This is a genomic window from Jannaschia sp. W003, assembly GCF_025144335.1.
Classification (GTDB): domain Bacteria; phylum Pseudomonadota; class Alphaproteobacteria; order Rhodobacterales; family Rhodobacteraceae; genus Jannaschia.
Window position 1 is genome coordinate 618,031 of sequence record NZ_CP083539.1, and the last position, 19,485, is coordinate 637,515.

The following is a 19,485-nucleotide window of genomic DNA, read 5'->3' on the forward strand; positions in this document are numbered from 1 at the left end:
CCATGAAGAAAGTTATCAGCATCGCGAACCAGAAGGGCGGGGTCGGCAAGACCACTACCGCCATCAACTTCGGTGCGGCCCTCGCCGCGCGTGGCAAGAAGGTCCTCGTGATCGACCTCGACCCGCAGGGCAACGCCTCCACCGGCATGGGGATCGAACGCTCCTCGCGCGACCTGACGACCTACGACGTGTTGATCGACGGCGCCCCCATCGAGCGGGCCGCGCGCGACTGCGGGTTCGATGGCATGAAGATCGTGCCGGCCACGACCGACCTCGCTTCCGCGGACGCGCACCTGATGACGAGCACGCGCAGGGTGATGCACCTAAAGGCCGCCGTGGTGAAGGGCGGATACGACGCCGACGTGGTACTGATCGATTGCCCCCCATCGCTGAACCTCCTGACGATCAACGCCTTCGTTGCCTCCGACGCGATCCTGGTCCCGCTGCAGGCGGAGTTCTTCGCGCTGGAAGGCCTGTCGCAGCTTCTCCTGACCGTGAAGGATGTGCGGCAGAGCGCGAACCCGCGCCTGCGTCTCGAGGGCGTGGTGCTGACCATGTACGACGGGCGCAACAATCTCTGCCGCCAAGTCGAGGCCGACGTGCGCGAGACCCTGGGCGAACTCGTGTACGAGACCCGCATTCCGCGGAACGTGCGTCTGAGCGAGGCGCCGAGCTACTCGCAATCGATCCTGACCTTCGACCCCACCTCGCGCGGGGCCATCGCGTACCGCTCGCTTGCGGGCGAGTACCTCCGCCGCACCGACGCAACCCGGGAGCCCGAGAATGCCTGAAGAGATCCGCCGACGCGGGCTGGGCCGCGGACTTTCGGCCCTGATGGCCGACATAGAGCCGGTCGAGGCCGTTCGCAGCGATGCCACCTCCCTGCCCATCGAGCGAATCGCGCCGAACCCGGAGCAGCCGCGACGGCACTTCGACGAGGAGCAGCTAGAGGATCTAGCGGCCTCGATCCGCGCGCGCGGGCTGATCCAGCCGTTGATCGTGCGGCGCGATCCTTCCGACGGGGACCGCTATCAGATCGTCGCGGGCGAACGCCGCTGGCGTGCGGCGCAGCGGGCGCAACTGCACGACGTTCCCGTGGTGGTACGCGAGTTCTCGGACGACGAGGTGCTCGAGGTCGCCATCGTCGAGAACGTGCAGCGGGTGGACCTGAATCCGCTGGAGGAGGCGATGGGCTTCCAGCAGCTCATCGACCGGTTCTCGCACACGCAGGAGCAGGTCGCGACCGCGCTCGGCAAGAGCCGCAGTCACATCGCGAACCAGCTCCGGCTCCTGAAGCTGCCCGACGAGGTGCAGGCGATGCTGCGCGACGGGCGCCTCAGCGCGGGCCACGCGCGGGCGCTGCTGGGTGCGCCAGATCCGGTGGCGCTGGCCCATCAGGTGATCGAGCGCGACCTGTCGGTGCGCGAGACGGAGCGGCTTGCGAAGGCCGAGAAGGCCCCTGCAAAGGAGCGGCAGACGCGCGCGAAGCCGGAGCCGGACGCGGACACGAAGGTGCTGCAGGACGACCTCGCCGCGGCGCTCGGGATGGGCGTGACGATATCGCACAAAGGCGACGGGGCCGGATCGGTCGCGGTGGCCTACCGCGATCTCGATCAGCTCGATAGGCTCTGCGAGGCGCTGACCAAGGCCGGAATGGACCTGTCCGCGAGGTAGAGCGCCATTGCGTCGGCCACCGCCCTGCCCCGGAGCGTCGGGCGCAGGACATTGCCGTCGGGCATGAGCAGGCCTTCTTCCGCGAGGTCCGCGACGGCGGTGTCGTCGAGGCGCAGGCCGAGCGCGCCGAGACGGTCCTGCGACAGACCTTCGGCGAGGCGGAACCCGGTCATCAGGTATTCCTCGGCATGGGCGTCGGGACCGTCGAGCGCGGCATCCACGTCCAGCCCATGCCCCTTCGTCTCAACCTGCGCGAGCCAGGCGTCGGGCATCCGGACGGCCTCGGTCGCGCGCCGTGCGGCGCCCGTGCCGATGCGCCCGTGGGCGCCCGGCCCGACGCCCAGCCAGTCCCCCGCGCGCCAGTAGGCGAGGTTGTGGCGGCACTCGGCGCCCGGGGTGGCGTGGTTGCTGACCTCGTAGGCCGGTAGACCATGATCCGTGAGAAAGTCATTTGTAAAAAAGTACATATCCGACACGGCGTCGCCGTCGGGCAGGCCGCGCAGGCCGCCCGCCTCGTGGCGGCGGTGGAAGGCCGTGCCGGGTTCGATCGTCAGTTGATAGAGCGACAGGTGGTCGGGGCCGAGCGCCACGGCCTCGCGCAGCTCCTCGGCCCAGGCCACCATCGTCTGGTCCTGCCGAGCGTAGATGAGATCGAAGGACACCCGGTCGAAGCGGGCACGCGCCGTCTCCAGGGCGCGCAGGGCCTCGGCGACGTCGTGGGTGCGGCCCAAGGCGCGCAGGTCGCGGTCGCGCAAGGCCTGCACGCCGATGCTGACGCGGGTGACGCCGGCCTCCGCGAAGGCGCCCAGCTTCGCGACCTCCACCGACGTGGGGTTGGCCTCGAGCGTGACCTCCAGGTCGTTGGCGCAGCGGAACAGGCGGCGCGCTTCGTCGATCACGGCGGCGGTGGTCTCGGGCACCATGCGGCTCGGCGTGCCGCCGCCGAAGAAGATCGAGCCGAGGATGCGGTCGGGGGCGCGCTCGGCCTGCGTGCGCAGGTCGGCGACGAGCGCGCGGCGCCAGCGGTCGTGGTCGACGCCGGCCGCGACGTGACTGTTGAAGTCGCAATAGGGACACTTGGCCTCGCAAAAGGGCCAGTGGACATACAGCCCGAAGCCGCCGTCCATCACCCGCCCCTGAGGGCGGTCACCTCGATCTCGTAGAGCATCGCGTCCTCCATCAGCCCGGCGATCACCATGGTCGCCGCAGGGCGCACCGTGCCCAAGTGGCGGCCCAGGACGGGCACCAACGCCGGGACGAGGGCGCGATCGGCCACGTAGTGGGTGACGCGCACGATGTCACCCATCGCGAAGCCCGCGCGGGCGAGCACGTCCGCGACGGTGCGGAAGCAGTTCTCGGCCTGCGCCTCGATACCCTCGGGCAGGGTCATGGTGCTGTAGTCGTAGCCCGTGACGCCGGCCATGAAGCACCAGTCGCCCTGCACTACGGCCCGGCTGTAGCCGACCTCGCGCTCGAAGCGCGAGCCGGTGGAGATGAGCTCACGCGCCAAGGGCGTCGCGCAGCTTCGCAAGGGCGCGGGCCCGATGGCTGAGGGCGTTCTTCTCTTCGAAGCTGAGTTCCCCGAGCGTGCGCTCGTGGCCCGCGGGTACGAAGATCGGGTCGTAGCCGTGGCCCGACAGTCCCCGCAGGGGCCAGGTGACGTGGCCCTCCAGCGCACCCTCGAACACGGCCTCCTCGCCGTCGGGCCAGAGGACAACGAGCGTGCAGCGGAAGCGGGCGGTGCGGGGGTGGGGGGCGCCGATGGCCTCCAGTTCGCGGTGGGTGCGCGCCATGGCCTGCCCGAAGTCCCTGCCCTCGCCCGTCTCGGCCCAGTCGGCCGTGCGGACGCCGGGCGCGCCGCCGAGGGCGTCCACCTCGATGCCGCTGTCGTCGGCCAGCGCGGGCAACCCGGTCGCCTCCATCGCGGCGCGCGCCTTGATGCGGGCGTTGCCGAGGAACGTCTCCTCGGTCTCCTCGGGCTCGGGGAGACCCATCGCGCCCGCGCCCCGAACCGTGACGCCGAGGGGCACGAGCAGGGCCGCGAACTCCTCGAGCTTGCCGGCGTTGTGGGTGGCGACCAGCAGGGTGTCCCCGAGCGCCCTCATGCGACGGCGGCCCGCTGCGCGGCGACCAGCTCGTCCACGCCCTTCGCGGCCAGGCGCATCAGCTCGGCGAACTCGTCCTGCCCGAAGGCCGACCCCTCGGCGGAGGCCTGCACCTCGATCATGCGCCCGCCGCCGGTCATCACGAAGTTGCCGTCGGTGCCGGCCTGGCTGTCCTCGGGATAGTCGAGGTCGAGCACCGGCTGGCCCGCGTAGATGCCGCAGGACACGGCGGCCACGTGGTCGAGCATGGGGTCGGTGGTGATCTTGCCCGCGGTCATCAGCGTGTTCAGCGCCAGCCGCAGCGCGACCCAGCCCCCGGTGATCGAGGCGCAGCGGGTGCCGCCGTCGGCCTGGATCACGTCGCAGTCCACGGTGATCTGGCGCTCGCCCATGGCCTGCCGGTCGATGCCGGCGCGCAAGGAGCGGCCAATCAGGCGCTGGATCTCCTGGGTGCGGCCCGACTGCTTGCCGGCGGTGGCCTCGCGGCGCCCGCGCGTCGTGGTGGCGCGGGGCAGCATGCCGTACTCGGCCGTCACCCAGCCCTGCCCCGAGTTGCGCAGGAACGGGGGCACGCGCTCCTCCACGGAGGCGGTGCACAGCACGTGGGTGTTGCCCACGCGGATCATGCAGGAACCTTCCGCATGCATGGTCACGCCGGTCTCGATGGTGGTGTCCCGCATCTGGTCCAAGCTGCGTCCCGACGGTCTCATGGCCTGTCCTCCTGTTGACGCGCCCCCCATGCCGGGGGCGCCCGCGCCCCGCAAGGCGATTGACGCCGCCCCCCTCCGTCCATACCTCGGACACGCTTCGGAGGAGCCATGACCGACCAGCAGTCCCAGAGTGCCCGCGTCCTGGCCGAGATGACCGATCGCTCGCGCGAGGTCTTCCGGCGCGTGGTCGAGGGCTACCTCGGCACCGGCGACCCCGTGGGCTCGCGCACCCTGAGCCGCGAGATGTCGGCGCGGGTGTCGGCGGCCACGATCCGCAACGTGATGCAGGATCTGGAGTTCCTGGGTCTCCTCGAGGCGCCGCACGTCTCGGCGGGGCGCATCCCCACGCAGGCGGGCCTGCGCATGTTCGTGGACGGCCTTCTGGAGGCCAAGCTGGGCGACGAGGATCGCGACCGGATCGAGGCCACCGTGGGCGCGTCCGCGGGCGAGGTCGACGCGCTCCTGGGCCGGGTGGGCGAGGCGCTGTCGGGCGTCACGCAGGGCGCGTCGCTGGTGCTGGCGCCCAAGCGCGAGGCCCCGATCAAGCACATCGAGTTCGTGCAGCTCGCCCCCGACCGGGCGCTGTGCGTGCTCGTGTTCGCCGACGGGCATGTCGAGAACCGCGTGTTCGTTCCGCCCCCGGGCCAGACGCCCTCGGCCATGCGCGAGGCGGCGAATTTCCTCAACGCCATGCTCGACGGGCGCACGCTGGGCGACCTGCGCGGCCTGATGGAGGGCGAGATCGCGCGCCGCCGCCAGGAGATCGACGGCCTTGCCCACGACCTGATCGGACGCGGCCTGGCCGCCTGGGAGAACGAGGGCGAGGCCTCGGAGCGCCTCTTGGTGCGGGGCCGCTCCAACCTGCTCGACGAGGGCGCCGACCCCACGGAGCTGGCGCGCATCCGCACGCTCTTCGACGACCTGGAGCGCAAGCGCGACATCGCCGAGTTCATCGGCCTCGCCGAGCGCGGCGAGGGCGTGCGGATCTTCATCGGGTCGGAGAACAAGCTCTTCTCACTTTCCGGTTCAAGTCTCGTGGTATCTCCCTATATGGACGCCGACCGGCGCATCGTGGGCGCGGTGGGCGTGATCGGCCCGACCCGGCTGAACTACGGGCGGATCGTTCCCATCGTCGACTACACCGCGCAACTCGTGGGCCGGATGCTCTCCGGACCCGAACGCTGACCCCCGGCGCCGCCCGGCGCCGCGACGACGACGAGGAACACATGGGCGAACCCAAGGACGATCCCTTTCTGGACGACCCCGAGGCGGTGGACGAGGACAGCTTCGACCTCGACGCGGCCATCGAGGAGTCGGGCGGCCCCAAGGCTCCCGCGAACCTCGACCAGATCGTGGAGGAGCGCGACGCCATGCGCGAGCGCATGATGCGCGCGCTCGCCGAGGCCGAGAACGTCCGCAAGCGCGCCGCCCGCGACCGCGACGAGGCCCAGCGCTACGGCGGCTCCAAGCTCGCCCGCGACCTCCTGCCCGTCTACGACAACCTCGTGCGCGCCATGGACGCCGCCGGCGCCGAGCAGACCGCCATCCGCGAGGGGTTGGAGCTGACCCTCAAGGAGCTGCGCGGCGTGTTCGGCAAGCACGGCGTCACCGTGGTCTCGCCCGCCGAGGGCGACAAGTTCGACCCGCAGATGCACCAAGCGATGTTCGAGGCCCCCGTGCCGGGCACCGTCGCGGGGCACATCATCCAGGTGATGTCGGACGGGTTCATGCTGCACGACCGCCTGCTGCGTCCGGCGCAGGTGGGGGTGTCGTCGACGCCCACTTCGTGAGGTCGGGACGGGGGGCTCTGCCCCCCGGGCCCCCCGAGGTATTTCTGGCAAGATGAGGGATGGCGCGTCGGGCGTCAGTCCTCCGGCGTCAGGGCCTTCAGCTCATAGATCAGCTCCAACGCTTCCTTCGGCGAGAGGTCGTCCGGAAGAACGGCGCGCAGGCGCGCCTCGGCGGCGCTCTCGCGCTTCGGGGCCGGCCTCGGGGCGGGGGCGGCGCTGAACAGGGGCAGGTCGTCGATCAGCGCCTCGGGGCGGGTGCCCCGCTCGCCGCTCTCCAGCATCTCCAAGACCTCGCGGGCGCGGGCCACGGCACGGTCGGGCAGGCCCGCGAGCCGGGCCACCTGCACCCCGTAGGAGCGGTCGGCGGCGCCCTCGCGCACCTCGTGGAGGAAGATCACGTCGCCGCGCCACTCCTTCACGGCCACGGTGCAGTTCTCGACCCCCTCCAAGCGTCCGGCCAGCGCCGTCATCTCGTGGTAGTGCGTCGCGAAGAGCGCGCGGCAGCGGTTCACCTCGTGCAGGTGCTCCAGCACGGCCCAGGCGATGCTCAGGCCGTCGTAGGTAGCCGTGCCCCGGCCGATCTCGTCGAGGATCACGAGGCTGCGGTCGTCGGCCTGGTTCAGGATCGCCGCCGTCTCGACCATCTCGACCATGAAGGTCGAGCGCCCACGCGCGAGGTCGTCGGAGGCGCCGACGCGGCTGAAGAGCTGGCTGACGAGGCCGACGTGGGCGCTCTCGGCGGGCACGTAGCTGCCCATCTGCGCCAGCACCGCCACCAGCGCGTTCTGGCGCAGCCAGGTGGACTTGCCGGCCATGTTCGGCCCCGTGAGCAGGCGGATCGCGGCGCCCTCCTCCGCCCCCAGCGCGGTGTCGTTGGGCACGAACGGCGTGCCCGAGGGGCGCAGGGCCTTCTCCACCACCGGATGGCGCCCCGCCTCGACCGCGAAGGCCCGACTGTCGTCCACGCGCGGGCGGCACCAGCCTTCGGCTCGCGCGAGGTCGGCCAGCCCCGTGGCCACGTCGAGTTCCGCGAGGCAGCGGGCGGCGGCGAAGACCGGCTCGGCCCGCTCCAGCACGGCGCCCTGCAGATCGGTGAACAGGCGCGCCTCGATCGCGGCGGCGCCCGTGCCGGCGTTAAGGATGCGCGTCTCGAGGTCCGACAGCTCCACGGTGGTCCAGCGGTGCTGGTTGGCGGTGGTCTGGCGGTGGATGAAGGTGTCGGCGCGCGCCCGCATGGCCGCCTCGTGGGTGGCCGTGGTCTCCACGAAGTAGCCCAGCACGTTGTTGTGTCGCACCTTCAGCGAGCCGATGCCGGTCGTCTCGGCATAGCGTGCCTGCAGCGAGGCGATCACGCCCCGACCCTCGTCGCGCAAGGTCCGCAGATCGTCCAGCTCCGCGTCGAACCCCGCCGCGATGGCACCCCCGTCCGAGAGGCGCGCGGGCGGCTCGGGGATCAGCGCGCGGGCGAGGAGGTCCCGGAGGTCGTCCAGCCCCGCAAGGGGGGCGAGATCGACAGGCAGGTCGGTGCCTGCGAAGCCGTCGTGCAGCGCCGCCCCCGCCTCCAGCCCGGCGCGCAGGGCGGCGAGGTCGCGGGGGCCGCCCCGGTCGAGCGAGAGGCGCGAGAGCGCGCGGTCCATGTCCAAGGTCCGGCGCAGGGCGGCGCGTATGTCCCCGGCCTCGGCGGCCCGCTCCACCGCCCAGGCCACGGCAGCCTGCCGCGCGCGGATCACCGGCAGGCGGGTCGAGGGCGCCGAGACGCGCCGCTCCAGCAGCCGCGCGCCGGCGGCCGTGACGGTGCGGTCGATGGCCCAGAGCAGGGAGTTCTCGCGGCCCCCGCTGGCATTCCGCACCAATTCCAGGCTGCGGCGCGTGGCGGCGTCGATCTGCATGATCTCGGACGCGGTCTCGCGCCGGGGCGGGCGCATGCGGGGGAGCTGGCCGCGCTGGGTCAGTTCCACGTAGTCGAGGAGCGCCCCCAGCGCGCCCAGCTCGCAACGCCCGAAGCCGCCCCACGCCTCCGACGAGGCCACGCCGAAGAGCCTGCGCAGTCGGTCCTCGCCGCCGCGGCTGTCGAACGAGGACTTCGCCAGCTCGGTGGCCGCCGCGCCCCCCTCCTCCACCGTGTCCCGGGCGTCCGAGCCTTCGGGCAGGAGCACCTCGCGCACGCCGAGGCGGGCCAGGTCGGGGCCGAGGCGCACGCGCGGGCACGGGGCCACGCGCAGCTCGCCGGTCGAGATGTCGGCCCAGGCCAGCGCGCAGTCGTCGCGCACCGAGGCGAAGGCGGCGAGGTAGTTGTGGGCGCGCGCTTCGAGCAGCGTGTCCTCGGTCAGCGTGCCGGGCGTGACCAGCCGCACGATGCCGCGCTTCACCACGGACTTCGAGCCGCGCTTCTTGGCCTCGGCAGGGCTCTCGAGCTGCTCGCACACGGCGACGCGGAAGCCCTTGCGGATCAGCGTCATCAGGTAGTTCTCGGCGGAATGCACGGGCACGCCGCACATCGGGATGGGCTGGCCCAGATGCTCGCCCCGCTTCGTCAGCGCGATGTCGAGCGCCTCGGCCGCCGCCGCGGCGTCGTCGAAGAACAGCTCGTAGAAGTCGCCCATGCGGTAGAACAGCAGGGCGTCCGGCGCCTCCGCCTTGATCTCCAGGTACTGGGCCATCATCGGTGTGACGGACATGCGCTCCCCCCTCGCGGGGGTCGGCTTAGGCGGCAGGGCCGGGGAGGTCCACATGGGACGGCGGGGACGGGACGTGATCGTGGCGGGCGCGGGGATCGTCGGGATCGCCACCGCGATCTGGTGCCAGCGCGCCGGGCACCGCGTGACGGTGGTCGACCGCGAGGGACCGGCGGCGGGGGCGAGCCACGGCAACGCGGGCGTCCTCGCGGCGGGGGCGCTGGTACCCGTGGCCGTTCCGGGGCTGCTCGCCAAGGCGCCGGGGATGCTGCTGGACCGGCACTCGCCGCTGTTCCTGCGCTGGGCCCACCTGCCCCGCCTCCTGCCCTTCCTCCGCCGCTACCTCGGCCACGCCACCGAGGCGCACGTCCGGCACTACGCCGCCGAGATGATCCGCCTGCTCGGCGACAGCCACGCGCAGCACGTGGCGCTGGCCGAAGGCACGGGGGCCGAGCGCTACGTGCGGCCCGAGGACTACGCCTTCGGCTACGACACTGCCGCCGCGCGCGCCGCCGACGAGGGCGGCTGGCGCCTGCGGGCCGAGCATGGGGTGCGCTTCGACGAGGTGGACGGGGCGGCCTACGACGACCCGTTCTGGCGCGGGCGCTTCGCCCACGTGGTTGTCTGCCGCGACCATGGGCGCATCACCGACCCGGGCGCCTACGTGGCGGCCCTGTTCGCGCATTTCCGCGCCCAGGGCGGCCAGTTCGTGCGGGCGAGCGTCGAGGACGTGGAGATGGAGGGCGGGCGCTGCGTCGCTCTGCGCACCTCCGAGGGCCCCATGCGCGCCGATGCCATCGTGCTCGCTTTGGGCGCCTGGTCCGCCCCGATCGCCCGCAAGCTCGGCGCCCGCCGCCTCGCCTTCGAGACCGAGCGGGGCTACCACGTCGAGTTGCTGGACCCTTCCGCCTATCCCCGCGACGCGATGATGGTGGCGTCCGGCAAGTTCGCCGTGAACGCCATGGAGGGTCGCATCCGCTGCGCCGGGGTGGTGGAGTTCGCAGGCCTTCGCGCTGCCGCCTCCCCTGCCCCGCTCGCCATGCTGCGGCGGCGCATCGCGCGCCTCCTGCCCGACGTCACGTGGCGCGAGGAGCGCGAGTGGCTGGGTCACCGCCCCGCGCCGGCCGACAGCCTGCCGCTGATCGGGCCGGCCTCGGGGGCGTTCCTGGCCTTCGGGCACCAGCACGTGGGCTTGACAGCCGGACCCAAGACGGGCCGCATCGTCGCCGGGATGATCGACGGCACCGCCGGGGACGCATGGCGGGCCTTCGATCCCATGCGCCATGCCTGACCTCAGGGAGAGAGACATGAAGTTTTCCGCGATCCTCGCCGCCACCACGATCCTCGCCGCGCCGGCCTTCGCCGACGGCCATGCCATGGCCTGGGACATGCCGATGGCCTATGCCGCCTCGAACTTCCACTCCGAGGCGGGCGAGGTCTTCGCCGAGAAGGCCCGCGAGTACACCGACGGCGCCATCGACATCACCGTCCACGCGGGCGGCTCGCTGTTCGGGGGCGACGACATCAAGCGCGCCGTGCAGACCGGGCAGGTGCCCATCGGCGAGCGCCTGATGAGCGCCCATGCCAACGAGAGCCCGGTGCTCGCCTGGGACAACGTGCCCTTCGTGGCGACCACGTTCGAGGACAACGAGCGGCTTTGGCAGGCCGCCAAGCCGGTGGTCGAGGAGGAGCTGGCGGGGCAGAACCTCCACGTGCTCTACACCTGCCCCTGGCCGGGCCAGGGCTTCTACTTCAACAAGGCGGTAGAGTCGTCCGAGGACACCCAAGGCCTGAAGTTCCGCTCCTACAACACGGCGACGGCGACCTTCGCCGAGGAGCTGGGCATGATCCCGGTGCAGGTCGAGGCCGCCGAGCTGAGCCAGGCGCTCGCGACCGGCGTGGCCGAGGCGTTCATCTCCTCGGGCGCGACGGGCTACGACCGCAAGGTCTGGGAGCACCTGAGCCATTACTACAAGGTCAACGCCTGGATGCCGCGCAACTACGTCGTGGTGAACAAGCAGACCTGGGACGGGCTCGATCCGGCCGTGCAGGAGGGTCTCCAGAAGGCCGGCGACGAGGCCGCCGCGGAGTGCATGGCCAAGTCCGAGGAGCTGTCGGACTTCTACTTCGATGAGCTGGAGAAGAACGGCATGACCGTCACCGACGCCTCCGGCCAGTTCGCCGAGGAGCTGCAGTCCATCGGCGCGAAGATGAAGGAGCAATGGCTCAATGAGACCGGCGAGGCCGGCCAGCGGATCATGGACGCCTACGGCCAGTGAGCCGCACGCCCGCCGACACGGCGCCCCGGACACGCGGGGCGCCCGCCGCGTGAACGACTGGCCCGCCCTCCTCGGCGTCCCGCTGTGGGGCTGGCTGTTCGTTCTGCCGTCGCTGCTCGCGCTCGCCGCGGCCCTCGCGGGCGAACGGGCCGCCCGCCCCCTCGCCCCGCTCTGGCGCACGCTGGATGCCGTCTACCTCGCGGCGGGCGTGGTGGCGGCGGGCTTCCTCGTTCTGATCCTCTTCCTGATCGTCGCGCAGATGGTGGCGCGCTGGTCGAGCCTCGCCTTTCCCGGCTCCACCGAGTTCGCCGGCTACAGCATGGCCGGGGCGTCCTTCTTCGCGCTCGCCCACGCGCTGACGCGGGGCGCGCACATCCGGGTGTCGATCTTCCTGAACCTCAATGCCCTGACCCGCCGCTGGCTCGACGTCCTCGCCCTCTGGGTCGGGGCGATCATTGCCACCTACTTCGCGCGCTTCGCACTGAAGGCCGCCGGGTTCTCGGCGATGCTGAACGACCGCACGCAAGGCCAGGACAAGATGCCCGACTGGTTGATCGCCGCCCTCAGCCTCGACTGGGCCGGCGTCTCGGCGGAGGGCTGGAGCTATACCCCCGTCTGGATCCCGCAGATCGTGATGGTTGCGGGCGCGGGGCTGCTGGCGATCGCCTTGTGGGACATGCTGGTGCGGACCCTCGTGCTCGGCCGCCCCCTCATCGTGTCGGAGGCGATGGAATGACCGAGCTCTATGCGACGGTCATCTTCCTGCTCGTCCTCTTCCTCGCCCTGGGCATGTCGGTCTGGGTCGGGCTGGCCCTCATGGGCGTGGCCTGGGTGGGGATGGAGCTGTTCACCGCGCGCCCCGCCGGCGACGCCATGATCACGGTGATCTGGGCCTCGTCCTCGTCGTGGACCCTGACCGCCCTGCCGATGTTCATCTGGATGGGCGAGATCCTCTACCGCACGCGCCTCTCCGAGGACATGTTCCGCGGGCTGGCCCCGTGGATGCGCTTCCTGCCCGGGGGCCTTCTGCACACCAACATCGCGGGCTGCACCCTCTTCGCGGCCGTCTCCGGCTCCTCGGCGGCGACGCTGACGACCGTGGGCAAGATGTCGATCCCCGAGCTGAGGGCCCGCGGCTACCCCGAGCACATGATCGTCGGCACGCTGGCGGGCGCGGCCACGCTGGGCCTGATGATCCCGCCCTCGCTGACGCTGATCGTATACGGCGTGTCGATCAACGAGAGCATCACCAAGCTGTTCATGGCCGGCGTCCTGCCCGGCCTCGTGCTGGCGGGACTCTTCGGGGCCTACATCGTCGGATGGCACTTTGCTGCCCCCTCGCAGCGCCCCGCCCCCGAGCCGGCGATGCCGTTCCGTCGCATGCTGGCCGAGAGCCGGTTCCTCCTGCCCGTCCTCGCCCTCGTCTCGGTGGTGATCGGCTCGATGTTCTTCGGCTGGGCCACCGCCACCGAGGCCGCCGCCGTGGGCGTGATCGGCGCGCTGCTGCTGGCCGCGGCCCAGCGCTCGCTCACCTGGGGGACGTTCTCGGCCGCCCTCATGGGCGCGGTGCGGACCTCGGCCATGATCGCGCTGATCCTGATGGGCGCCGCCTTCCTGTCGCTGTCGATGGGATTCACCGGCCTGCCCCGCGCCCTGGCCGCCTTCATCGAGCGGCAGGAGCTGTCGCCGATCACGCTCATCGCCGCGCTCACGGCCTTCTACATCGTGCTGGGCATGTTCCTCGACGGCATCTCCTCGGTGGTGCTGACCATTGCCATCGTGGAGCCGATGGTGCGCGCCGCCGGCATCGACCTGATCTGGTTCGGCATCTTCATCGTGGTCGTGGTGGAGATGGCGCAGGTGACGCCGCCCATCGGCTTCAACCTCTTCGTGCTGCAGGGCATGACCCGCCACGAGATCGGCTACATCTCCCGCGTGGCCCTGCCAATGGTGGGGCTGATGCTGGTGATGGTGGTGATCCTCGTGGCCTTCCCCGGCCTCGCCACATGGCTTCCGGAATGGGTCGCGGCCCGGCGCTGAGCGTCCTGATGCTCGACACCGCGTTTCCCCGGCCGCCGGGGGACGTGGGGTCGCCCGAGAGCTATCGCGAGGAGGTGGAGATCCTGCGCGTGCCTGCCACCGTCGGCCAGATCGTGCGAAGCGATCCGGAGTTCATCGACGTGGAACCCTTCGAGACGGCGCTCGCGCAGTGCCGGGGCGACGTGATCGTGACCTCCTGCGGCTTCCTCGCGCCGTGGCAGGCGCATCTCCAGCGCCTCTCCGGGCGCCCGTTCCTGGCCTCCGTGCTCAGCGCCCCCCCGGTGCGGGACGCGCTGGTGGTGACCTTCGACGCGGGCGCCCTCGGGCCGGCGCACCTCGCGGGTTGGCGGGCGCGCGTCGTGGGCCTGCCGCGGCACGGCCACCTGCGCGCGGTGATCGGCGCGGACCGCCCCGCGCTCGACGCGCGGCGCGCGCGCGCCGAGGTCCTGGAGACGGTGGGCGCCGCGCTCGACGGCGAGCGCGCGCTGGTGCTGGAGTGCACGAACCTGCCGCCCCACGCCCCGGCCCTGCGCCGCCGCTTCGGCCTGCCGGTGCACCACGTTCTGACGGCGCTGGAGCGTATCCGGCCCGGATTGGTGAAGGCGCCTTTCCTGACGGCGGGTTGATCCCGGCGGTTCCCCGTGCATCCTGCGCCGCAGGACCGCACGAGACCGTCCAACCCAACGGGAGAGACCGATGACCAAGTTCATGCTCGCCGCCACGCTGCTGGCGACCACCGCGCTGGGCGCCAACGCCGAGACCCTGCGCTGGGCGCGCGCCGGCGACAGCCTCACGCTCGACCCCCACGCCCAGAACGAGGGCCCGACCCACACGCTGGCGCACCAGATCTACGAGCCCCTGATCATCCGCGACACCGCCGGCGAGTTCCAGGCCGCGCTCGCCACCGACTGGGCCGTGAAGGAGGACGACCCCAACGTGTGGGTCTTCAACCTGCGTCAGGGCGTGAAATTCCACGACGGCTCGGACTTCACCGCCGAGGACGTGGTGTTCAGCTTCGAGCGCGCGCAGAGCGAGAAGTCGGCGATGAAGGAGCTGCTCAACTCCATCGTTGAGGTCCGCGCCGTGGACGACCACACGGTGGAGTTCGTGACCGACGGGCCGAACCCGATCCTGCCCAACAACTTCACCAACCTGTTCATCATCGACAAGGACTGGACCGAGGCGAACGGCGTCGTGGAGGTGCAGGACATCGCCGCGGGCGAGTCGAACTACGCCGCCACCAACGCCAACGGCACCGGACCCTTCACGCTGGTCTCCCGCGAGCCCGACGTGCTGACCGTGCTGGAGCAGAACCCCGAGTACTGGGGCATGGACGAGTTCCCGATGGCGGTGACGCGCATCGAGTACCGCCCGATCCAGAACGCCGCGACCCGCGTCGCGGCCCTCCTGTCGGGCGAGGTGGACTTCATCCAGGACGTGCCCGTCCAAGACCTCGCGCGCGTGGACGCGACCGACGGGCTGCAGGTCAAGACCACGCCGCAGAACCGCACGATCTTCTTCGGCATGAACCAGGGCGCCGACGACATCGAGCGCGACGACGTGGACGGCAAGAACCCCCTCGCCGACGTCAACGTGCGCCGGGCCATGAACATGGCGATCAACCGCGCGGCCATCCAGCAGGTGGTGATGCAGGGCCAGTCGCAGCCCACCGGCGTCATCATCCCGCCCTTCGTGAACGGCTGGACCGAGGCGCTGGACGCCGTGCCCGAGGGCGACATGGACGCCGCGCGCGCGCTGATGGAGGAGGCCGGCTACGGCGACGGCTTCTCGATCCAGCTCGACTGCCCCAACGACCGCTACGTGAACGACGAGGGCATCTGCCAGGCCGCCGTGGGCATGCTGGGCCAGATCGGCGTGCAGGTGAACCTGAACGCCCAGCCCAAGGCGCAGCACTTCCCGCTGATCCAGAACGGCACCACCGACTTCTACATGCTGGGCTGGGGCGTGCCGACCTACGACTCGGAGTACGTGTTCAACTTCCTGGCCCACACCAAGGGCGACGAGCGCGGCTCGTGGAACGCGACCGGCTACTCGAACGAAGAGCTCGACGCCAAGATCCAGAGCCTCTCCTCGGAGACCGACCTCGAGGCGCGCGACGCCACGATCGCCGAGATCTGGGAGACGGTGCAGGACGAGCAGCTCTACCTGCCGATCCACCACCAGGTGCTGAACTGGGGCATGGCCGACAAGGTGGGCACCGAGGTGTCGCCGGAGGACGACCCGAAGTTCAAGTTCTTCGAGATGAACTGAGCGCTCGGTTAGAGACGCGATGCGGGGGCGGCCGATCGGCCGCCCCTTGCGATTCCGGGATCAGAGTGCGGGCGCGTCGAGCGTGGCCCTGCCCGACACGGCGGCCCCGACGAAGGCGCATCCCTCCTCGCGGGCCAGGAGGTGGGCCCAGGCTTTCAGCGCGAAGCGATCCGGCGCCATCATCGCGACGAAGGGATTGAGCTCCATGTCCTCGATGGGCGCGTCGAACATGTCCTCCACCCGCTTCGTGATCCGCTCCCGGTCGCCGGCCGGCATCGACAGGATCTGGAGCGTGTAGGCCGCGTATTCCTGCGTCGCGGGGCAGGCGTCGAACGGGCAGGGATGCCCTTCCATCGCGGCGTGGACGAACTCGTGGACGACCACGCTCTCGAACAGGGTCGACGGGGTCATCGGCGCGAAGATGCCGTCCGGCGTGACGGCGTCGTGCATCGCGTCGGGGGCGAGGAGCTCGATGCGATCCTCGCCGCAGTGGTAGCGCCCCAGGCAGTCGCTCTCCATGGCGTCGACCACGTCGATGCGGATGGGGCGGTCGACGGGCGGCACGCCGCACCGCCCCATGAGCCGCTGCGCGCGCGCCGCGGCCGAGCAGACCGCCGGGGCGTTCGTCCCGTGCACCGACGCCGGCGCCTCCGCGCAGGGGAAGGCGTCGGTCGCGGCAGCCATCCCACCCGTCAGCGCGATTGCGGCGGCCGGTATCCAGTGTCCAGCACGCATCGTCCCTCCTGCCGGTTCGCGCGGCGAGGGTAGCTCTGCGCCCGGCCGTCCGGGTTGACCCGGATCAAAAAGCGCGCCCCGCGGGCGCCGCGCTGTTTGCTTCCTGCCACGGTTGCCCCATCCTCGGCGCAGGAACCAAGGGAGGGATCCATGAGAACCGTACTGACCGCCGCGCTTCTGGTCGCCGCGATGCCCGCGGCCGCGGCCGAATTGCGCTACGCCTCGACCACCGATCCCGACACGCTCGACCCCCACGCGGGCAACTCCGCCCCGAACTTCTCGCTGCTCGGCAACGTCTACGAGGGACTGGTGCGGCGTGGCCGCGACATGGCGATCGAACCGGCGCTCGCCACCGCGTGGGAGCCGATCGACGGCGCCGATGGCTGGCGCTTCACCCTGCGCGAAGGCGTCACCTTCCACGGCGGCGAGACCTTCGACGCCGAGGACGTGGTGTTCTCCTACGAGCGCGCCTCCTCGCCCGAGTCCGACGTCGGCAGCTGGTTCGCCAACGTCGAGAGCGTCGAGGCGACGGACCCCATGACGGTGGAGATCCGCACCAAGGGCCCCGATCCGATCTTCGTGGACGGCATCGCCAACTGGATGATGCTCGATTCAGGCTGGGCCGCCGAGAACGGCGCCGACCGGCCCAACATCGAGGGAGGCAACTTCGCCACCACCAATGCCAACGGCACCGGCCCCTACCGCGTGGCCGAGCGGCAGCCGGGACTGCGCACCACGCTCGAGGCGTTCGACGGCTGGTGGGACGAGGACCGCGGCAACGTGGAGCGCGCGGTGTTCCAGCCGGTGCAGAACTCGGCCACCGCCGTGGCCGCGCTCCTGTCGGGCGAGCTGGACCTGATCGAGCCGGTGCCGGTCCAGGACGCGGCCCGCGTCGAGGCGGCCGCGGGCGTGGACGTGGTGCGCGGCGTCGAGGCGCGCGTCATCATGCTGGGCTTCCCGCACGACGCGGAGGCCCTGTATGGCGGCGGCGAGGGCACGGAGGGCAATCCGTTCCAGGATCCGCTGGTGCGCCGCGCCGTGGCCCATGCGGTGAACGTGCCCGCGATCCTGCAGACGGTGATGCAGGGCTCCGCCGAGCCGGTGGCGCAGCTCGTCTCGGAGTCGATGCGCGGCTACTCCGAAGGGCTGGAGAGCCCCGCCTACGACCCCGAGCAGGCCCGCGCGCTGCTGGCCGAGGCCGGGTATCCAAACGGCTTCCAGTTCAGCTTCCGCTGCCCCAACGACCGCTACCTGAACGACGAGGCGGTCTGCACCGCGATCAACGCGATGCTGGCGCAGATCGGCCTCGACCCGCAGTTCGAGACCATGCCGGTCGCCAACTACTGGCCCGCGCTGCGCGCCGAGGAGCACGACGTCTACCTGCTCGGCTGGTCGCCCGGCACCTTCGACGCCGAGCACCCGATCCGCTTCCTGGTCGCGACCCCGGACGAGGAGGCCAAGCTGGGCTCGTGGAACTTCGGCGGCTACTCGAACCCGCGCGTGGACGAGCTGCTGCCGATGATCCAGTCCGAGATCGACGACGCCGCGCGGCAGGCGATGCTGGACGAGGTGGCGAACATCGTCCTCGACGACATGGCCTACGTGCCGCTCTACGTGCAGCCGCTTCTCTGGGGCGTGAAGGAGGGGGTCAGCCTCGTCCAGCGCCCCGACAACTTCGTGCAGCTGCGCTGGATCGACGTGGCGGCCTAGACGCCGGCGAGGACCATGTCGAGGGCGCGCGTGACGTCGTCGCGCGCGCCCTCGGCGGACGCGACGAGCGGGCCGATCTCGGCGAGCGAGAGGGTCGCGACGTTGAGCGCCAGCGCGACCCAGACCTCGTCCCCGAGCAGGATCACGGGCTGGAGCCGCGGATGGTCGGGAGGAGCCTCGTTCCGGCGCCGCAGGGGCATCACGATCCGCGTGCCCGTCTCCTCCAGCATGTCGTTCTGGATCACGAGCACATGGGCACTCCGGTCGGACGTCACGCGGACGTCCCATTGGCGCGGCGCATCGCCTCCCATCCGTCAGAACTTCCGATAGCGGGCGAGGGGGAGGCCGTTCTCCTCGATCCATTCGTTGTAGGCCTCGATCCACGGGCGGTTCTCCTCCTGCCAGCGCCGCCAGCGCTCGGACTTCACCACCCCGGCCACGCCGTCGGCCGCCGCCGCCGACACGTTCACCCCCAGCTCCCGCGCCTCACGCAGGAGCGCCTCGTCCAGCGTCACGCTCGTCTTGACCCGTGCCATCCCGCATACCTCCCACGATACCGCCGATCATACCGCCGCGTGGGCGCCGATCAAGGGGGCGGAACCCCCACCACCATCGCGCGCGTTCGAAGGAATGCAGACCACCCGCCCCCACATCCCCCGCATCCTCCTCGCGTTCGACTTCGACCGCACCCTGGCCTCCGACAGCATCGACGCTGTGTGCGCCGTCTACGGCATCGACCGGGACGACTGGCGCAGCGAATACGAAGAGGCGCTGGGAGAGAACTGGGACCAGATCATCCGCCGCGGCCAAGCCTTGATCGCGCTGGGGGAGAACCGCGACCGGCCCCTGAGCAAGGACGTGATGCGCGAGGCCGCCGAGCGGATCGAGCTGTTCCCCGGCGTGCTGGAGATGCCCGGCCGTCTGCGCGCCGCCGCCGCCGAGGTGGCCGAAGGCGTGGAGCTGGAGTTCGTGGTCCTCTCCTCGGGCTACGACGAGATCATCTCGCGCACCGCCATCTCGGACGCCTTCGACCGCATCCTCGCCTCGGGCTTCGAGAGCGACTCGGACGACCGGCTCTTCGCCGTAAAGCGCATCGTCTCGCACCCCGAGAAGGCGCTCTACCTCGAGGCTCTGGGCAAGGGGGCCGAGCTGTCCGGCTCGAACGGCCCCGAGCGCGCGGGCGACCCCGTCGGGCCGGACGACATGCACTGCCCGTTCGACCAGATGATCTACCTCGGCGACGGGGCGAGCGACCTGCAGGCCTTTGGCTTCCTCCACGAGCAGGGGGGCCTCACCATCGCCGTGGGCGTGGGCGAGGAGGGCTTCGCGCCCGGCCGGCTGACCGACGCCCAGCGCGTGGATGCCGCGCCCGGCCCCGACTACCGCGAGGGCGCCCCCCTGATGCGGGCGCTGGAGCACGCGGTGCGCGCCTGCGCCCACCGGATCGCCCTGCGCGCCATCGAGGCGGCCTGACCCCCGCCCGCTTGACCCCGGCG

The 19,485-nt window shown here is 71.3% G+C and carries 20 protein-coding genes; 12 read left to right on the plus strand and 8 right to left on the minus strand.

Translation table 11 applies throughout. The features are described from left to right. The first annotated feature begins 2 nt into the window (after positions 1 to 2). Together K3554_RS02875 and K3554_RS02880 are read left to right on the plus strand one after the other, a co-directional pair. Positions 3 to 791, plus strand: coding sequence for a ParA family protein (locus K3554_RS02875; protein ID WP_259943266.1), 789 nt, complete (start codon positions 3 to 5; stop codon positions 789 to 791). After that, positions 784 to 1,674, plus strand: a complete 891-nt coding sequence (locus K3554_RS02880) for a ParB/RepB/Spo0J family partition protein (protein WP_259943272.1) — start codon at positions 784 to 786, stop codon at positions 1,672 to 1,674. Before K3554_RS02875 ends, K3554_RS02880 begins: the two co-directional genes overlap by 8 nt. Here the strand turns inward: K3554_RS02880 and hemW are convergent. From hemW to rph, 4 genes are read right to left on the minus strand one after another with little or no spacing between them, the layout of a single operon-like run. Then, entirely contained in the window at positions 1,614 to 2,801 is a 1,188-nt protein-coding gene (gene hemW, locus K3554_RS02885; RefSeq protein WP_259943275.1) for a radical SAM family heme chaperone HemW, read from the minus strand. The genes K3554_RS02880 and hemW overlap by 61 nt on opposite strands. Next, complete coding sequence (locus K3554_RS02890; RefSeq protein ID WP_259943278.1) at positions 2,801 to 3,184, minus strand: RidA family protein; 384 nt, start codon at positions 3,182 to 3,184, stop codon at positions 2,801 to 2,803. The genes hemW and K3554_RS02890 overlap by 1 nt, the downstream gene beginning before the upstream one ends. Further along, positions 3,174 to 3,779: an RdgB/HAM1 family non-canonical purine NTP pyrophosphatase gene (rdgB, locus tag K3554_RS02895; RefSeq protein ID WP_259943280.1), complete on the minus strand. Its 606-nt coding sequence runs from the start codon at positions 3,777 to 3,779 to the stop codon at positions 3,174 to 3,176. The genes K3554_RS02890 and rdgB overlap by 11 nt, the downstream gene beginning before the upstream one ends. Then, positions 3,776 to 4,489, minus strand: coding sequence for a ribonuclease PH (rph, locus tag K3554_RS02900; RefSeq protein WP_259943281.1), 714 nt, complete (start codon positions 4,487 to 4,489; stop codon positions 3,776 to 3,778). Before rph ends, rdgB begins: the two co-directional genes overlap by 4 nt. 108 nt (positions 4,490 to 4,597) lie before the next feature. Here rph and hrcA point away from each other — a divergent pair, with 108 nt between their 5' ends. Beyond that, on the plus strand, positions 4,598 to 5,674 hold the full coding sequence (gene hrcA / locus K3554_RS02905; protein WP_259943295.1) for a heat-inducible transcriptional repressor HrcA: 1,077 nt from the start codon (positions 4,598 to 4,600) through the stop codon (positions 5,672 to 5,674). Between the two features lie 41 nt (positions 5,675 to 5,715). After that, entirely contained in the window at positions 5,716 to 6,279 is a 564-nt protein-coding gene (locus tag K3554_RS02910; protein WP_259943298.1) for a nucleotide exchange factor GrpE, read from the plus strand. Positions 6,280 to 6,353: 74 nt separating this feature from the next. Here K3554_RS02910 and mutS read toward each other — a convergent pair whose 3' ends face one another. Further along, a complete protein-coding gene (gene mutS / locus K3554_RS02915; RefSeq protein ID WP_259943306.1) occupies positions 6,354 to 8,957 on the minus strand; it encodes a DNA mismatch repair protein MutS in 2,604 nt (867 codons plus the stop codon). A 52-nt stretch (positions 8,958 to 9,009) separates the two neighbouring features. On the opposite strand from mutS, the gene K3554_RS02920 reads away from it, so the two are divergent. The 6 genes from K3554_RS02920 (at position 9,010) to K3554_RS02945 (ending at position 15,544) form a co-directional block, all read left to right on the plus strand. Beyond that, positions 9,010 to 10,245, plus strand: coding sequence for an FAD-binding oxidoreductase (locus K3554_RS02920; protein ID WP_259943308.1), 1,236 nt, complete (start codon positions 9,010 to 9,012; stop codon positions 10,243 to 10,245). Between the two features lie 16 nt (positions 10,246 to 10,261). Next, a complete protein-coding gene (locus K3554_RS02925) occupies positions 10,262 to 11,233 on the plus strand; it encodes a TRAP transporter substrate-binding protein (protein WP_259943312.1) in 972 nt (323 codons plus the stop codon). 49 nt (positions 11,234 to 11,282) lie between these two features. Next, positions 11,283 to 11,969 carry a TRAP transporter small permease gene (locus K3554_RS02930; protein ID WP_259943315.1) on the plus strand — a complete coding sequence of 229 codons (687 nt, stop codon included), beginning with the start codon at positions 11,283 to 11,285 and terminating at the stop codon, positions 11,967 to 11,969. Further along, the gene (locus K3554_RS02935) at positions 11,966 to 13,273 is read left to right on the plus strand and encodes a TRAP transporter large permease (protein WP_259943317.1); all 1,308 of its coding nucleotides are present in this window, start codon (positions 11,966 to 11,968) and stop codon (positions 13,271 to 13,273) included. The genes K3554_RS02930 and K3554_RS02935 overlap by 4 nt, the downstream gene beginning before the upstream one ends. Positions 13,274 to 13,281: 8 nt before the next feature. Beyond that, positions 13,282 to 13,899: a hypothetical protein gene (locus K3554_RS02940; protein ID WP_259943320.1), complete on the plus strand. Its 618-nt coding sequence runs from the start codon at positions 13,282 to 13,284 to the stop codon at positions 13,897 to 13,899. A gap of 70 nt (positions 13,900 to 13,969) precedes the next feature. Beyond that, on the plus strand, positions 13,970 to 15,544 hold the full coding sequence (locus K3554_RS02945) for an ABC transporter substrate-binding protein (RefSeq protein WP_259943323.1): 1,575 nt from the start codon (positions 13,970 to 13,972) through the stop codon (positions 15,542 to 15,544). Positions 15,545 to 15,604: 60 nt separating this feature from the next. Here the strand turns inward: K3554_RS02945 and K3554_RS02950 are convergent, their stop codons facing one another. Continuing rightward, positions 15,605 to 16,228, minus strand: a complete 624-nt coding sequence (locus tag K3554_RS02950; protein ID WP_259943325.1) for a DUF6639 family protein — start codon at positions 16,226 to 16,228, stop codon at positions 15,605 to 15,607. 201 nt (positions 16,229 to 16,429) lie between these two features. Here K3554_RS02950 and K3554_RS02955 point away from each other — a divergent pair, with 201 nt between their 5' ends. Further along, the gene (locus tag K3554_RS02955; RefSeq protein WP_259943327.1) at positions 16,430 to 17,989 is read left to right on the plus strand and encodes an ABC transporter substrate-binding protein; all 1,560 of its coding nucleotides are present in this window, start codon (positions 16,430 to 16,432) and stop codon (positions 17,987 to 17,989) included. Here K3554_RS02955 and K3554_RS02960 read toward each other — a convergent pair. Continuing rightward, a complete protein-coding gene (locus tag K3554_RS02960; RefSeq protein WP_259943329.1) occupies positions 17,986 to 18,264 on the minus strand; it encodes a CcdB family protein in 279 nt (92 codons plus the stop codon). The two genes, K3554_RS02955 and K3554_RS02960, sit on opposite strands and share 4 nt — an antisense overlap. A gap of 39 nt (positions 18,265 to 18,303) precedes the next feature. Next, positions 18,304 to 18,525 carry a type II toxin-antitoxin system CcdA family antitoxin gene (locus tag K3554_RS02965; RefSeq protein WP_259943331.1) on the minus strand — a complete coding sequence of 74 codons (222 nt, stop codon included), beginning with the start codon at positions 18,523 to 18,525 and terminating at the stop codon, positions 18,304 to 18,306. A 94-nt stretch (positions 18,526 to 18,619) separates the two neighbouring features. On the opposite strand from K3554_RS02965, the gene K3554_RS02970 reads away from it, so the two are divergent. After that, complete coding sequence (locus tag K3554_RS02970) at positions 18,620 to 19,462, plus strand: haloacid dehalogenase-like hydrolase (protein WP_259943333.1); 843 nt, start codon at positions 18,620 to 18,622, stop codon at positions 19,460 to 19,462. Positions 19,463 to 19,485: the final 23 nt, after the last annotated feature.